This window comes from Pseudomonas sp. PA-4-8C (assembly GCF_021606625.1).
GTDB classification, from domain to species: Bacteria; Pseudomonadota; Gammaproteobacteria; order Pseudomonadales; family Pseudomonadaceae; genus Aquipseudomonas; species Aquipseudomonas lactis.
In genome coordinates, this window is the sequence record NZ_WKCD01000129.1 from 1 (window position 1) to 14,237 (window position 14,237).

General features: G+C 62.8%; 14 protein-coding genes. 10 read left to right on the top strand and 4 right to left on the bottom strand.

Annotated features, from left to right (window positions below; genetic code table 11):
• The 3 genes from GIW04_RS18475 to GIW04_RS18485 form a co-directional block, all read left to right on the top strand.
• Positions 1-196 (top strand): cobaltochelatase subunit CobN (locus tag GIW04_RS18475; protein ID WP_236479103.1); only part of this gene is annotated, 196 nt, incomplete at its 5' end.
• Between the two features lie 125 nt (positions 197-321).
• Positions 322-1,326 (top strand): ATP-binding protein, encoded by a 1,005-nt coding sequence (locus tag GIW04_RS18480; RefSeq protein ID WP_057709855.1) that lies wholly within the window; start codon positions 322-324, stop codon positions 1,324-1,326.
• 53 nt (positions 1,327-1,379) lie between these two features.
• Positions 1,380-1,982 carry a vWA domain-containing protein gene (locus tag GIW04_RS18485; protein ID WP_120248267.1) on the top strand — a complete coding sequence of 201 codons (603 nt, stop codon included), beginning with the start codon at positions 1,380-1,382 and terminating at the stop codon, positions 1,980-1,982.
• A 114-nt stretch (positions 1,983-2,096) separates the two neighbouring features.
• On the opposite strand, the gene GIW04_RS18490 is transcribed toward GIW04_RS18485, so the two are convergent.
• Positions 2,097-3,044 carry a DUF1853 family protein gene (locus tag GIW04_RS18490; protein WP_034135408.1) on the bottom strand — a complete coding sequence of 316 codons (948 nt, stop codon included), beginning with the start codon at positions 3,042-3,044 and terminating at the stop codon, positions 2,097-2,099.
• A 145-nt stretch (positions 3,045-3,189) separates the two neighbouring features.
• Here GIW04_RS18490 and GIW04_RS18495 point away from each other — a divergent pair, with 145 nt between their 5' ends.
• Genes GIW04_RS18495 through pepN form a run of 6 tightly spaced genes read left to right on the top strand, consistent with a single transcriptional unit; the run spans position 3,190 to position 9,690 of the window.
• Positions 3,190-4,080, top strand: a complete 891-nt coding sequence (locus tag GIW04_RS18495; RefSeq protein WP_003190745.1) for an NAD(+) kinase — start codon at positions 3,190-3,192, stop codon at positions 4,078-4,080.
• Entirely contained in the window at positions 4,077-5,051 is a 975-nt protein-coding gene (locus tag GIW04_RS18500; protein ID WP_376753094.1) for a metallophosphoesterase, read from the top strand. The genes GIW04_RS18495 and GIW04_RS18500 overlap by 4 nt, the downstream gene beginning before the upstream one ends.
• On the top strand, positions 5,048-5,917 hold the full coding sequence (locus GIW04_RS18505) for a rhomboid family intramembrane serine protease (protein ID WP_003190748.1): 870 nt from the start codon (positions 5,048-5,050) through the stop codon (positions 5,915-5,917). The genes GIW04_RS18500 and GIW04_RS18505 overlap by 4 nt, the downstream gene beginning before the upstream one ends.
• A 14-nt stretch (positions 5,918-5,931) precedes the next feature.
• On the top strand, positions 5,932-6,192 hold the full coding sequence (locus GIW04_RS18510) for a YeaC family protein (RefSeq protein ID WP_003190750.1): 261 nt from the start codon (positions 5,932-5,934) through the stop codon (positions 6,190-6,192).
• Positions 6,189-7,019 (top strand): DUF2797 domain-containing protein, encoded by an 831-nt coding sequence (locus tag GIW04_RS18515; protein ID WP_003190752.1) that lies wholly within the window; start codon positions 6,189-6,191, stop codon positions 7,017-7,019. The genes GIW04_RS18510 and GIW04_RS18515 overlap by 4 nt, the downstream gene beginning before the upstream one ends.
• Positions 7,020-7,032: 13 nt before the next feature.
• Positions 7,033-9,690, top strand: a complete 2,658-nt coding sequence (pepN, locus tag GIW04_RS18520; protein WP_034135410.1) for an aminopeptidase N — start codon at positions 7,033-7,035, stop codon at positions 9,688-9,690.
• 167 nt (positions 9,691-9,857) lie between these two features.
• Here pepN and GIW04_RS18525 read toward each other — a convergent pair whose 3' ends face one another.
• The 3 genes from GIW04_RS18525 to GIW04_RS18535 are packed head-to-tail and all read right to left on the bottom strand — an operon-like array spanning position 9,858 to position 13,156.
• Positions 9,858-10,715, bottom strand: a complete 858-nt coding sequence (locus GIW04_RS18525) for a metal-dependent hydrolase (protein ID WP_047710675.1) — start codon at positions 10,713-10,715, stop codon at positions 9,858-9,860.
• A 15-nt stretch (positions 10,716-10,730) separates the two neighbouring features.
• The gene (locus GIW04_RS18530) at positions 10,731-11,621 is read right to left on the bottom strand and encodes an SDR family NAD(P)-dependent oxidoreductase (RefSeq protein WP_034135412.1); all 891 of its coding nucleotides are present in this window, start codon (positions 11,619-11,621) and stop codon (positions 10,731-10,733) included.
• Positions 11,618-13,156, bottom strand: coding sequence for a flavin-containing monooxygenase (locus GIW04_RS18535; RefSeq protein WP_120248266.1), 1,539 nt, complete (start codon positions 13,154-13,156; stop codon positions 11,618-11,620). The genes GIW04_RS18530 and GIW04_RS18535 overlap by 4 nt, the downstream gene beginning before the upstream one ends.
• A gap of 285 nt (positions 13,157-13,441) precedes the next feature.
• Here GIW04_RS18535 and GIW04_RS18540 point away from each other — a divergent pair.
• Positions 13,442-14,237: alpha/beta hydrolase (locus tag GIW04_RS18540; RefSeq protein WP_236479104.1), on the top strand; the 796-nt coding region annotated here is incomplete at its 3' end.

Below are 14,237 nucleotides of genomic sequence, written 5' to 3' on the forward strand. Positions count from 1 at the left end.
TCAATATGCCTTGCTCGCCGATGCCTACCTGCTGGACCCCGACACCCGTGCCTTTGTGCAACAGCACAACCCAGATGCCCTGCGCGACATGACCGAGCGCATGCTCGAAGCCCAGCAACGTGGCTTGTGGCAGGCACCGGGGGCGTACCGCGAAGCCTTGGAAAACCTGTTGCTGGACATAGAAGAAGACAGCTGAGTGATCGTTCCCACGCTCCGCGTGGGAATGCAGCCCGTGACGCTCTGCGTCACAAGAACGGACGCCGAGCGTCCAGCGAAGCGTTCCCACGCGGGAGCGTTGGAACGAGCTATTAAGAGTTGACTATGACTGATACTCCGCATTTCCCACTGTCCGCGGTGGTTGGCGCTGATGACTTGAAGCTCGCGCTGTGCCTGGCCGCCATCGACCCGAAGATCGGCGGCGTGCTGATCGAAGGGCCACGGGGCATGGCCAAGTCCACCCTGGCCCGTGGACTGGCGGACCTGCTGGCCAGCGGGCAGTTTGTGACCTTGCCCCTGGGCGCGACCGAAGAGCGCCTGGTCGGCACCTTGGACCTGGACGCGGCGCTGGGCGAAGGTCGCGCGCAATTCTCTCCCGGCGTGTTGGCCAAGGCCGACGGCGGCGTGTTGTACGTGGATGAAGTCAACCTGCTGGCCGACCACTTGGTGGACCTGCTGCTGGACGTAGCCGCCAGCGGCACCAACCTGATCGAACGCGACGGGATTTCCCATCGCCATGCGGCGCGCTTTGTCCTGATCGGCACCATGAACCCGGAGGAGGGCGAGCTGCGCCCGCAGTTGCTCGACCGCTTCGGCTTCAACGTGGCGTTGAGCGGGCAGACTCTGCCCGCCGAGCGCGGGCAGATCATCCGGCGTCGCCTGGATTTCGACACTGACCCAGCTGCGTTCTGCGCGCAGTGGGCGCCAGCCCAAGCCGCCTTGCGCGAACGTTGCACCCAGGCGCGGGCACGGCTCGACAGCATCGCCCTGGATGACCAGGCGTTGGCGCGCATCACCGAGCGCTGCTTTGCCGCTGGGGTCGACGGCTTGCGTGCCGACCTGGTCTGGTTGCGTGGCGCCCGTGCCCATGCGGCGTGGCGTGGTGCGGCCGCTATCGAGCAGGAAGATATCGATGCGGTGGCAGAATTTGCCTTGCGCCATCGTCGTCAGCAACAGACTCCGCCAGGCTCGCCGCCCCAGCCGAATGACGGGCCGTCGTCGTCACCCTCTGACACCTCGCCCGGCCAAGGCCAGTGGGGCGATATGCCCGCACCCGCCTTGCCCACGGGCGTACGCCGCGATGTACCCACCTGGCCAAAAAAGCCCTAGGCATCCGCCCCCGTCCTGACGCGGGGTCGGATGCCCGGCCCCAGGCGGGGCGATTGAACAGCGGCCGGCAGGGCAAAGCCCGCAGCGCACAGCGCGGGGCGATCAATTGGCCGGGCACGTTGCTCGGCGGTCGGCCGCAATGTCGTGCGGACCTGCTGTTCCATTTGCGTTGCCGGTCAGCCCCTGAGCTGTGGCTGGTGATTGTCGATGCCTCGGCGTCCACGCGCCGCCATCGGGCGTTGACCGACGCCAAGGGGCTGCTGGCCCAGCTGTTTGACGATGCTTATCGGCAACGGGCGCGCATGGCGTTGTTGACGGCCAGCGGGCAATCGCCGAAGTGGCAGGTGCAAGGTTTGAAGGCGGCGAAAGGCTTGGCCGATTGGTTGGCGCAGTTGGGCGCGGGCGGCGGGACGCCATTGCTGGCTGCGCTGACCGAAGCGGGGCATTGGTTGGCGGCACGGCGCAAGCGCTATCCCGCCGAGCAGCAGAAGTTGCTGGTAGTGACCGATGGGCGGCTCAAGGCGATGGGCGCGCTGCCGCGATTGGAGTGCCCAGGTATGTTGATTGATATCGAGCGCGGGCCGATCAGGTTGGGGCGGGCTGAGGAATTGGCGGTGGCGTTGCAGTTGGGTTATCAGCATATCGATAAGCTGTAGCGTCTGGGCTATCGCTTTCGCTGGCAAGCCAGCTCCCACATTTTGACCTCGCCGCCTATCCCATGTGGGAGCTGGCTTGCCTGCGATGACGCCCTCAAACACACCACACCAGTATCAGCCTGTCCCCGGCACATTCGGCCAAAGATCGGCCACCAGAAACAACCGCTCGGCTTCCTCCCACTCCTCACCGTTCGGCACCATGCGCACCAGCAACTGCGCCGGCGCCATTGGGTCCAGCTCTGCCAGCCAGTCTTGCATCTGCACCTCACTCCACACTTCATCAGCCGGGTAATGCGCGGGCGCCAGCCAGGCATGGCGGGGCAGGGGTTGCCAGCGACCCGCCGGGCGAGTGCTGACAAAGTCTGTCCAGTCGCGCTGATGCAACCAGCGCCCACGCAGGTGCTGCGGGTGAGCGCCGAGGGGGGATTGCGCCGCGCCGGGCCAGGGGTAGAGCAGATAGCCGCCGAGCCACAAATGCGCATCGAACGCTTGGATATCCAGCGCCGCCAAGGCTTCGCGGCTCTCTGCCCGCGCGGAGATCGGCAGTTGATGCTGGGCCAGGTGCGCCAGCTTGCGGTCCAACCGGTCATGACAGCCAGGCCCCAGCCATTGCGCAGTGTCCTGGCCATTGCCGTCCTGCGGGCCCAGGTAGAGTTTGATCGCCAGCTCAAGGTGGTGCACGCCATCACGGTCGCGCACCAGCATGTCCAGCTCGCCCAGGGTATGCCCGGCTCGGCGGATCGGCAGGTTGGCGGCCAGCAACTCCACGCCCGGCGCATGCTGCACCGCAAATTGCCACAAACGTTCGTAGTACAGGCCCAGGCGCCGGGTACGTGACAGGCTCAGCCACTGCTGCAACGCGCTGCTATCCTGGTCCAGCTGGCGCAGCCAGGCTTCGAGCTGGTGAGGGGCCTGCACCCAGTCACTGCCGGCCAGCGGGTGGCGCTGCGGCCACGGCGTTTGCGCCAGCATCGGCGGCGCGAGCATCACCCACGCCAGGTCGCGCACTTCGGGGTGGCGCAGTTGGCGGGGCAGGGTGTGCAAGTCGGGGAATGGCGTCATGCTCCGAGCATAGCCTTTTCAGCGCCCGCAAGGTGCCTGAGAACCATTGTCATCAAGGCGTGGCGGCGACAAAGGATTTTGCCTGAGGCGGCCTTTCGCCCATAATCGCTCTTTTTGCCTCACCCCCAGATCCCGCAGGAGCCCCATGGAGCACTTTCGCAATATCGGCATTATCGGTCGCCTGGGCAGTACCCAGGTGTTGGACACCGTCCGCCGGCTGAAGAAGTTTCTGCTCGAGCGCCACCTGCATGTGATCCTCGAAGACACCATCGCTGAAATCCTCCCCGGCCACGGCCTGCAAACCTCGTCGCGCAAGATGCTCGGTGAGGTGTGTGACATGGTCATCGTGGTCGGCGGCGATGGCAGCCTGCTCGGCGCTGCCCGGGCGTTGGCGCGGCATAACGTGCCGGTGCTGGGGATCAACCGCGGCAGCCTGGGGTTCCTCACCGACATCCGCCCCGATGAGCTGGAAGTCGAAGTGGCCAAGGTGCTCGATGGCCATTACCTGGTGGAGAACCGCTTCCTGTTGCAAGCCGAAGTGCGCCGCCACGGCGAGGCGATCGGCCAGGGCGATGCCCTCAACGATGTAGTGCTGCACCCTGGCAAGTCCACGCGCATGATCGAGTTCGAGCTGTACATCGACGGCCAGTTCGTCTGCAGCCAGAAGGCCGACGGCCTGATCGTCGCCACGCCCACCGGTTCTACCGCCTACGCGCTGTCGGCCGGTGGCCCGATCATGCACCCCAAGCTCGATGCCATTGTGATCGTGCCTATGTACCCCCATATGTTGTCCAGTCGGCCAATTGTGGTCGATGGCAACAGTGAGCTGAAAATCGTGGTGTCCAAAGACATGCAAATCTACCCGCAAGTCTCCTGCGACGGGCAGAACCATTTCACCTGCGCCCCCGGTGACACCATCACCGTGAGCAAGAAGGCACAGAAGTTGCGCTTGATCCACCCGCTGGATCACAACTACTACGAAGTGTGCCGCACCAAGTTGGGCTGGGGCAGCCGCTTGGGAGGTGGAGGCGACTGATGCTCGATCCCGCGCGTAGCTACGACCTGATTGGTGACGTGCACGGTTGCGCTCATACCCTTGAGCACTTGCTCGACCAATTGGGTTACCACAAGCAGGGCGGCACCTGGCGCCATCCGTCACGCATGGCCGTGTTCCTGGGCGATATCATCGACCGTGGCCCACGCATCCGCGAGGCGCTGCATATCGTCCACGACATGACCGAGGCCGGCCAGGCGCTGTGCATCATGGGCAACCACGAGTTCAATGCGCTGGGCTGGACCACGCCGGCCCCTCCGGGCAGCGGCAAGCAGTTTGTGCGTGAGCACAACCCGCGCCACGCCCGCTTGATCCACGAGACCCTGACCCAGTTCGAACACCACCCGGCCGATTGGCACGACTTCCTCGGCTGGTTCTACGACATGCCGCTGTTTGTCGACGCCGGGCGCTTTCGCGTGGTGCACGCGTGCTGGGACGACAGTTTTATTCAGCCGCTGCGCGCGACGTTCCCGGATGGCTGCATCGACCCGCACTTCCTGCAAGCCGCTGCCGTACCGGGCAGTTTCGCCTGCAACGCGTTCGATCGCTTGTTGCGCGGTACCGATATGCGCCTGCCCGACGGCCTGACGTTGACTGGTGGCGATGGCCTGACGCGTTCGTTCTTTCGCACCAAGTTCTGGGAAGACGACCCCAAGACCTACGGCGACATCGTGTTCCAGCCCGATGCTTTGCCGGAGCCGGTGGCACGCACGCCGCTATCGTCCACTGAAAAGAATTCCCTGCTGCGCTATGGCGTCGATGAACCGCTGTTGTTCGTCGGCCACTACTGGCGCAGCGGCAAACCCGCGCCGATCCGCCCAAACCTGGCCTGCCTGGACTACAGTGCCGTGCTCTACGGCAAGCTGGTGGCGTATCGACTGGACCAGGAAACCCAACTGGATCCGCGTAAATTTGTATGGGTCGACGTTGAGCGACCAGAGGCCATTCCATGAGTACCGTAGCTGTATTGCGCCTGCCCCTGAGCGTCGACCTGGGGGGCTTCGTCAAGTTGCTGCACCGCATGCAGGTGCCGCACCGCGTCAGCGAAGAGGCGGGTGAACAGGTGCTGTGGGTACCCGAAGCCATCAGCGACGATGTGCGCGTGTTGTATCAACGCTTCCCCGCGGGCGACCCGGACCAGCAACTGGACATTCCCGAACAGGCGCCCGTTGCGCGGCCAGGTTTTGTTCAGCAGGTGCGCCACAGCCCGGTCACCGCTCTGGTGTTGTTGGCCAGTCTCATCGTCGCTGCCGTAACTCTGCTGGGTGAAAACCTGCAAGCCATGGCCTGGCTGACCTTCCTGCCGTTTCGGGTGCTGGGCGAGTACATCCAGTTCACGCCGCTGGCCGACACCCTGGCCTCGGGGCAGTGGTGGCGCCTGGTGACGCCGATGCTGATCCACTTCGGCATCCTGCATCTGGCCATGAACGGCATGTGGTACTGGGAGCTGGGCCGGCGCATTGAAGCGCGCCAGGGCAGCATCAACCTGCTGGGCCTGACCCTGTTGTTCAGCCTGGTCTCCAACTACGCGCAATACGCCTACGGCGGCCCCGGCTTGTTTGGCGGCTTGTCCGGCGTGTTGTATGGCCTGCTCGGGCATTGCTGGATCTTTCAATTATTGTCGCCCAACCCGGCCTATCGCCTGCCCCGTGGGGTGCTGGTGATGATGCTGGTGTGGTTGCTGCTCTGCCTGTCGGGGCTGGTCTCGATGATCGGTTTCGGCGAAATCGCCAACGCGGCCCATGTGGGCGGCTTGGTCATCGGTTGCTTGACGGGTTTGCTCGGCGGTTTGTACAACCGTCGCAAAGCGTCTCTTTGATAAGGAAGAGCCTTATGTCCTCTTTTGCTGAAATGATCGAAAACATCACCCCGGACATCTACGAGAGCCTCAAGCTCGCGGTAGAGATCGGCAAATGGTCCGATGGCCGCAAGCTCACCGCCGAGCAGCGCGAACTGTCGCTGCAAGCGATGATCGCCTGGGAGATTCAGAACCTGCCCGAAGAACAGCGCACCGGTTATATGGGCCCGCAGGAGTGCGCGTCCAAGTCCGCGCCAGTACCGAATATCCTGTTCAAATCGGATGCGATCCATTGATTGAAATTGGTCGCGGTGCAGTCAGCAAAATGTCGGCGCAACTCGGTGAGCCGACTGTTCAATACGCCTTTCGCCTGGGCGACACCGAGGTGCCGGTCAATCCGTTGATCGGTACCCATGTACGTTTGGAATACCTGGGCGCGATCCATTGCAGCCATTGCGGGCGCAAGACCAAGACCAGCTTCAGCCAGGGCTATTGCTACCCGTGCATGACCAAGCTGGCCCAGTGTGACTTGTGCATCATGAGCCCCGAGCGTTGCCATTACGACGCCGGCACCTGCCGCGATCCGGGCTGGGGCGAGACATTCTGCATGACCGACCACGTGGTGTACCTGGCCAATTCGTCGGGGATCAAGGTCGGCATTACGCGGGCTACGCAGTTGCCCACCCGTTGGCTGGACCAGGGCGCCAGCCAGGCGCTGCCGATCATGCGCGTGGCGACGCGCCAGCAATCGGGCTTCGTCGAAGACCTGTTTCGCAGCCAGGTGGCCGACAAGACCAACTGGCGCGCTTTGCTCAAGGGCGATGCGCAATCGGTGGACCTCAAGCAGGTGCGTGACGAGCTGTTCGCCTCTTGCGCCGAGGGCTTGCTGGGTTTGCAGGAACGCTTTGGCCTGCAAGCCATCCAAACCATTGCCGACATCGAGCCGATTGAAATCCGCTACCCGGTCGAGCAGTATCCGACCAAGATCGTCAGCTTCAACCTGGACAAGAACCCGATTGCCGAAGGCACGCTGCTGGGGATCAAGGGCCAATACCTGATCTTCGACACCGGCGTCATCAACATTCGTAAATACACGGCCTACCAGCTCGCCGTGCATCAGTAGAAGGATCCCCAGCATGCGCACCGAACAACCGAAGATGATTTACCTGAAGGACTATCAGGCGCCGGACTACCTGATCGACGAGACGCACCTGACCTTCGAGTTGTTCGAGGACCACAGCCTGGTCCACGCGCAGCTGGTGATGCGCCGCAACCCCGAGCGTGGTACCGGCCTGCCACCGCTGGTGCTCGATGGCCAGCAGCTTGAGTTGCTGAGCGTCACCCTCGCGGATCAGGAACTGACCGCCGCCGATTACCAGCTGACCGACAGCCACCTGACCCTGCAGCCCCCGAGTGAAACCTTCACCCTGGACACCACGGTCAAGATCCACCCGGAAACCAACACCGCACTGGAAGGCTTGTACAAATCCAGCGGTATGTTCTGCACCCAGTGCGAGGCCGAAGGTTTCCGCAAGATCACCTATTACCTCGACCGCCCGGATGTGATGAGCGTGTTCACCACCACGGTGATCGCCGAGCAACACAGCTACCCGGTGCTGCTGTCCAACGGCAACCCGATCGCCAGCGGCCCTGGTGAAGACGGCCGGCACTGGGCGACCTGGGAAGACCCGTTCAAAAAGCCGGCCTACCTGTTTGCGCTGGTGGCCGGTGACCTGTGGTGCGTCGAAGACAGCTTTACCACCATGACCAACCGCGAAGTCGCGCTGCGCATCTACGTCGAGCCGGAAAATATCGACAAGTGCCAGCACGCCATGACCAGCCTGAAAAAATCCATGCGCTGGGACGAAGAGACCTACGGCCGCGAGTACGACCTGGACATCTTCATGATCGTCGCGGTCAACGACTTCAACATGGGCGCCATGGAGAACAAGGGCCTCAACATCTTCAACTCCAGCGCCGTGCTGGCCCGCGCCGAAACCGCTACAGACGCCGCTCACCAGCGCGTCGAAGCCATCGTCGCCCACGAATACTTCCACAACTGGTCGGGTAACCGCGTGACCTGCCGCGACTGGTTCCAGCTGTCGCTCAAGGAAGGCTTCACCGTGTTCCGTGACTCGGGCTTCTCTGCCGACATGAACTCGGCCACGGTCAAGCGCATCCAGGACGTGGCGTACTTGCGTACCCATCAGTTCGCTGAAGATGCCGGCCCCATGGCCCATGCCGTGCGCCCTGACAGCTTTATCGAGATCTCCAACTTCTACACCCTGACCGTGTATGAAAAGGGCTCGGAAGTAGTCGGCATGATCCACACCTTGCTCGGCGCCGAGGGCTTTCGCAAAGGCAGCGACCTGTATTTCGAACGCCATGACGGCCAGGCCGTGACCTGCGACGACTTCATCAAGGCCATGGAAGACGCCAATGGCGCCGACCTCAGCCAGTTCAAGCGCTGGTACAGCCAGGCCGGCACCCCGCGCCTGGCGGTCAGCGAGGCCTACGACGCAGCGGCCAAGACCTACAGCCTGACCTTCCGCCAGAGTTGCCCGCCCACTCCGGACAAGGTCGAGAAACTGCCCTTTGTGATCCCGGTGGAGCTGGGCTTGCTGGACGGGCAGGGCGCCGGCATTGCCTTGCGCCTGGCCGGTGAAGCGACGGCGGGCGACACTTCGCGGGTAATCTCGGTGACCGAAGCGGAGCAGACGTTTACCTTCGTCGACATCGCTGAAAAACCCTTGCCTTCGTTGCTGCGTGGTTTCTCGGCGCCGGTGAAGCTCAGCTTCCCCTACAGCCGTGATCAACTGATGTTCCTGATGCAGCACGACAGCGACGGTTTCAACCGCTGGGATGCCGGCCAGCAATTGGCCGTGCAGGTGCTGCAGGAGCTGATCGGCCAGCATCAGGCGGGCCAGCCGCTGAAGCTCGATCAACGCTTGATCGACGCGCTGCGCACGGTGTTGAGCGATGAAAGCCTGGACCAGGCCATGGTCGCCGAAATGCTCTCGCTGCCGAGCGAAGCCTACCTCACGGAAATCAGCGAAGTGGCGGATGTGGACGCCATCCACGCTGCCCGCGAGTTTGCCCGCAAGCAACTGGCCGACAACCTGTTCGAAGGGTTGTGGCTGCGCTACCAGGCCAACCGCGAGCTGTCCAAGCAAACGCCATATGTGGCAGAGGCCGAGCACTTCGCCCGGCGTGCGCTGCAGAACATCGCGCTGTCGTACTTGATGCTCAGCGGCAAGCCAGAAGTATTGGCGGCCACCCTGGATCAGTTCGACACCAGCGATAACATGACCGAACGCCTGACGGCGTTGGCGGTGCTGGTGAACTCGCCGTTTGAAGCAGAGAAAGCCCAGGCCTTGGCGGTGTTTGCCGAAAACTTCAAGGACAACCCGCTGGTCATGGACCAATGGTTCAGCGTACAGGCCGGCAGCACCTTGCCGGGCGGGCTGGCGCGGGTCAAGGCGTTGATGCAGCACCCGGCATTTACCATCAAGAACCCCAACAAGGTACGCGCGCTGGTGGGCGCATTTGCCGGGCAGAACCTGATCAACTTCCATGCGGCGGATGGCTCGGGTTACCGGTTCCTGGCGGATCTGGTGATCCAGCTCAATACCTTGAACCCGCAGATTGCCTCGCGCCAACTGGCGCCGCTGACCCGCTGGCGTAAATACGACAGCGCACGGCAGGCGCTGATGAAAGCGGAGCTGGAGCGCATCCTGGGCGCGGGTGAGCTGTCCAGCGATGTGTTTGAGGTGGTCAGCAAGAGCCTGGCGTAACCCTCACAGCCCTAACGCGCTCCCACAGGGGATCTGTGCCAGGCGCAGATTTTGTGGGTAGTACATGACCAATGTGGGAGCTGGCTTGCCTGCGAAAGCGGTGGTTCAGTTAAAGATTCAGTGACTGACCCACCGCCTTCGCGAGCAAGCACGCTCCCACAGTTAGGTCAGGGCGCGTCAGTTTGATAAGCGTCGTAGCCGCGGCGCGTGCGCTCTATCTCTTCGACCAACCGGTCAATGCCCGCCAACCGCGCCCGGTTGTCATGATCCCAGGGATGAAAGCCCGGCTTGAAGTAATGCAGCCACGGCCGGAACATCCGTGGAAACACGCCTTTGGGCCCATACAAGAATTTAACCATGCGCCACAGCCCCTTCAGCGTGCCACCCGAAGTGCGGTCGGCAATCAACAGGCGCACGTGAAAATCCAGCACCACCACCCAGAACAGCACGCTGGTGGTCAGCATGGTGCCGGTGCGCAGCAGGTAACGCGCAGGCCCTGGCTTGATCACTGTGTTCCACACATCGAACGCCACGGCTTTATGTTCGGTTTCTTCCAGGGCGTGCCAGTACCACATCTGCTGGTAACCCTTGAGTGAGTCGCCAAAGCGCGACGGGTCGCTCAGCAGGATCTCCGCGAGCATCGCGGTGTAGTGTTCCAGGGCGATGGTCACCGCCAGGTTGAACGAGGGCGGCAGGTGTTTTTTCTGCAGGTCGAGGAAGAACTTCAAGCGTCGGTCAAGGGTGTGCGCCGGCAGGCCGGCCGCTTGCAGCAAGTCGTTATAGGCCACGTGTTCACGGCTGTGCATGGCCTCCTGGCCGATAAACCCCTGGATCTCTTTTTTCAGTTCGGCATCGTCGATCTGCCCACGGTAGTGGCGCACGCTGTCCATGAAGAACAGCTCGCCCTGGGGAAACAGCAACGACAGGGCATTGAAGAAATGGCTGACCACCGGCCCTTGTTCGTGCCAGTTCTTGATGCGCTCGGCAGGCAAGGCAAAACGGATATCGCGACGGATCGGCAACATGGTGCGTCCTCCTGTTCAGAGTCGAGGCTCGTCGTTGGTTTCAAACACTGGCGTGCGCGGCTTGGGCGCCATGCGCTTGCTGGCAAACACCACCAGGGCCTGATAGGCCGCCGGCAGGCAACGGGCGAGCAGGTCGAGAAAATACGCATCGCGGCCAATCAGCACGCGGCGCTTGTTTTTGCGTACGCCTTGCAGGATCACTTTGGCGGCCTGGTCGGCGTCGGTGATGAAGAGTTTTTCGAAATCGGCGCGGGCTTGCTGCTCGCTGTGGATGAGAAAACCGGTCATGTTCGCGTCGATGCGGCTGCTGCGGCAGATGTCGGTACGAATGCCACCGGGGTGTACACAGGTGGCCGACACGCCGCAGCGTTGCAGGTCGAGTTCCTGGCGCAAGGCTTCGGTGAAACCGCGCACCGCGAACTTGGTGGCGTTGTAGCCGCTCATGCCGGGTTGGGCGAACAGGCCGAACACGCTGGACGTATTGATGATATGCCCGGCACCGCTGGCCTTGAGGTACGGCAGGAACGCCTTGGTGCCATGCACCACTCCCCAGAAGTTGATGCCGACAATCCATTCCAGGTCGGCGTAATCCACCCCTTCGACGGTGCTCGACAGCGCCACCCCGGCATTGTTGAACACCAGGTTGACCTGGCCGTGCTCGGCCGCGCAGCGCGCTGCCCACGCCTGCATGGCCTGGCGGTCGGAGACGTCCAGCACCTGGGTGGTGACGGTGACGGGCGCCAAGGTCGAGGTGCGGATCAGTGCCAGGGTCTGCTCCAGACCCTGGCTGTTTTTGTCTGCCAGCGCCAGGTGACACCCTTCCCGCGCCAGCGCCAGGGCCAGTGCGCGGCCCATGCCGGAAGCCGCGCCGGTGATCGCCGCAACGCGGCCGTTGAATGACTTCATGACAGGCTGCCTTCTGTGGTGGAGTGGGGCGTTGCAACCGCGCGCGGCAGGGCGGGCGCCGGCGCCTGGCTGACGCTGTAGTCCTTGAGGGCAAAATGCCGGGTGACCTGCTTGAAGCGCCAGGTCGAGCCGGGCCACAGCGTGGTGTTCTTGCCGGTGCGCGGGTCGAGGTACCAGCTCTGGCAGCCACCGGTGTTCCAGATGGTGCGCTTGAGCTTGTCCTGCAACTGCTGGTTGTAGGCGTGCTCCACGGCGGGTTTGACCTCTACGGTGGTAATGCGCTGGCGCTGCATGTGTTTCAGGGCATCGAGGATGTAGGTGACCTGGGCCTCGATCATCAGGATCATCGAGTTATGCCCCAGGCCGGTGTTGGGGCCGACGATCAGAAACAGGTTCGGGTAGCCCGGCACGGTGGTGCCTTTATAGGCATGGGCGCCATCGCGCCAGGCGTCCATCAGGTCGATGCCGTCCCGGCCGATGATGCAGCCACGGGGCAACGGGTCGCTGGCCTGGAAACCTGTGCCGAAGATCAGGCAATCGGCGGGGTGCTTGATACCGTCGGCGGTGATCACGCCGTCGGCTTCGATGCGCAGCACGCTGTCGGTGACCACCTCGACATTGCTGCGCGAGAGCGCCGGGTAGTAATCGTTGGAGATCAACACGCGCTTGCAGCCGATGGTGTAGTCCGGCGTCAGGGTTTTGCGCAGGGAAGGGCGGGCCACCTGTTTGCGCAGGTGACGCAGGGCGATTTTCTGCACCATTTTCATCAGGCGTGGGTGCAGGGCAAAGCCCACCACGCGGCCTTCCAGTGCCCAGTAAAGCGCACCACGAACCAGCTTTTGGGTAAGCGGTACATGCTTGAACAACCAGCGTTCGGCAGCGGAAATCGGCCGATCAGGTTTGGGCATGATCCACGGCGGTGTGCGCTGGAACAGGTCCAGGTGCGCCACCTGCGGGGCGATCTGCGGCACGAACTGGATGGCGCTGGCGCCGGTGCCAATCACCGCCACGCGCTTGCCCTTCAAGGAATACTCATGGTCCCACTGCTGGGAGTGGAAGCGCTTGCCCTTGAAGCTGTCCAGCCCTGGGATGTTCGGCATTGCCGGGCGCGACAAGCCCCCCATGCCTGACACCAGCACCCGTGCGCTGACCTGGCGACCGTCGCTGAAGGTCAGCTGCCAGCGCTGCTGCTGTTCATCAAACAGCGCACGTTGCAGGCCCATGCCAAAGCGCAGGTAGGGCGCCAGCTCAAAGCGCCTGGCGCAGTCTTCCAGATAGGCACGAATCTCGGGTTGCGCCGCGAACTGTCGCGTCCAGTTCGGGTTGGGCGCGAAGGAAAACGAATACACGTGGGACTGCACGTCGCAGGCGCACCCTGGGTAGTGGTTGTCGCGCCATGTACCGCCGAGGGTCTCGGCCTGTTCGGCAATAAGGAAGTCGGTGAGCCCGGCCTCCTTGAGTTTGATCGCCATGCACAGGCCCGCGAAGCCGGAGCCAATGATGGCGATGTCGATTGAGTCACTGGGGGCATTCATAGGGCTGCCTCGTCAATAAAGCGCTTGGGCATCGGATGTGCTCCTTTTTTTGTTTTGTCTTTTAGATAGAACACCATTGCAAAGAAAAAATGAATTAATTATTTTAAAAAAGATTTTAAATAATCTACCTGAAAAATTCGCCTACGCTAGAGCCTTGTTCCGCATGTGCGATTTGTCCGACGGACGAACGTGGTTTGCATGAAGTCTAGGTCCAGGGTGTGGACGATGGCTGGGCCAGACCAATTCCGGTCGGGTCGCAGCAGCAGGGAAGCAGAGGACCGAGCTATGGCTGTCGAGTGGGTTGTCGCTGCAGGTGTGCTGGTGGGCGCCAGCGCGGCGTTATGGGGCTTGAGTGCCTGGATGACGCGGCGCATTGAAGCGACCGTGCCAATCAACGGGCGCTTCGTCGAGGTGGATGGCGAGCGCTTTCATTATGTCGAGGAGGGCAAGGGCCCGCCGCTGGTGATGATCCATGGGCTGATGGGCAGCAGTCGCAACCTGACCTATGCCTTGTCCGGCCAGTTGCGTGAGCACTTTCGGGTCATCAGCCTCGACCGGCCGGGCTCAGGCTATTCCACCCGGCATAGCGGCACGCCGGCAGACTTGCCTGCCCAGGCGCGACAAATCGCGGCTTTCATCAAGACGCTGGATCTGGACAAACCGCTGGTGCTGGGGCACTCCCTGGGCGGCGCGATTGCCCTGGCGTTGGCCCTCGACCATCCGCATGCGGTGTCCGGGTTGGTGCTGGTTGCGCCCTTGACTCACCCCCAACGCATGCTGCCGCTGGTGTTCCTGTCTCTGGCCGTGCGCCCGGCCTGGCTGCGGCGCTGGGTGGCCCACACCTTGACCCTGCCCATCGGCCTGCTGACCAAAGACTCGGTGGTGAAGGGCGTGTTCGCCCCGGACCCTGCGCCGCCAGACTTCGCCAGCCGTGGCGGCGGTTTGCTGGGCATGCGCCCCGACAACTTCTACGCCGCGTCCACCGAGATCAACCGGGTCAACGACCACCTGCCAGAGATGGTCAAGCGCTACTCCCAACTGACGCTGCCAATCGGCCTGATCTACGGCGGGCAAGACAAGG

Excerpts from the sequence above, each read along its gene's own strand:
- GIW04_RS18480 (WP_057709855.1), top strand. The coding sequence starts at position 322 with ATGACTGATACTCCGCATTTCCCACTGTCCGCGGTGGTTGGCGCTGAT.
- GIW04_RS18490 (WP_034135408.1), bottom strand. The coding sequence starts at position 3,044 with ATGACGCCATTCCCCGACTTGCACACCCTGCCCCGCCAACTGCGCCAC.
- GIW04_RS18495 (WP_003190745.1), top strand. The coding sequence starts at position 3,190 with ATGGAGCACTTTCGCAATATCGGCATTATCGGTCGCCTGGGCAGTACC.
- GIW04_RS18505 (WP_003190748.1), top strand. The coding sequence starts at position 5,048 with ATGAGTACCGTAGCTGTATTGCGCCTGCCCCTGAGCGTCGACCTGGGG.
- GIW04_RS18510 (WP_003190750.1), top strand. The coding sequence starts at position 5,932 with ATGTCCTCTTTTGCTGAAATGATCGAAAACATCACCCCGGACATCTAC.
- pepN (WP_034135410.1), top strand. The coding sequence starts at position 7,033 with ATGCGCACCGAACAACCGAAGATGATTTACCTGAAGGACTATCAGGCG.
- GIW04_RS18525 (WP_047710675.1), bottom strand. The coding sequence starts at position 10,715 with ATGTTGCCGATCCGTCGCGATATCCGTTTTGCCTTGCCTGCCGAGCGC.
- GIW04_RS18530 (WP_034135412.1), bottom strand. The coding sequence starts at position 11,621 with ATGAAGTCATTCAACGGCCGCGTTGCGGCGATCACCGGCGCGGCTTCC.
- GIW04_RS18535 (WP_120248266.1), bottom strand. The coding sequence starts at position 13,156 with ATGAATGCCCCCAGTGACTCAATCGACATCGCCATCATTGGCTCCGGC.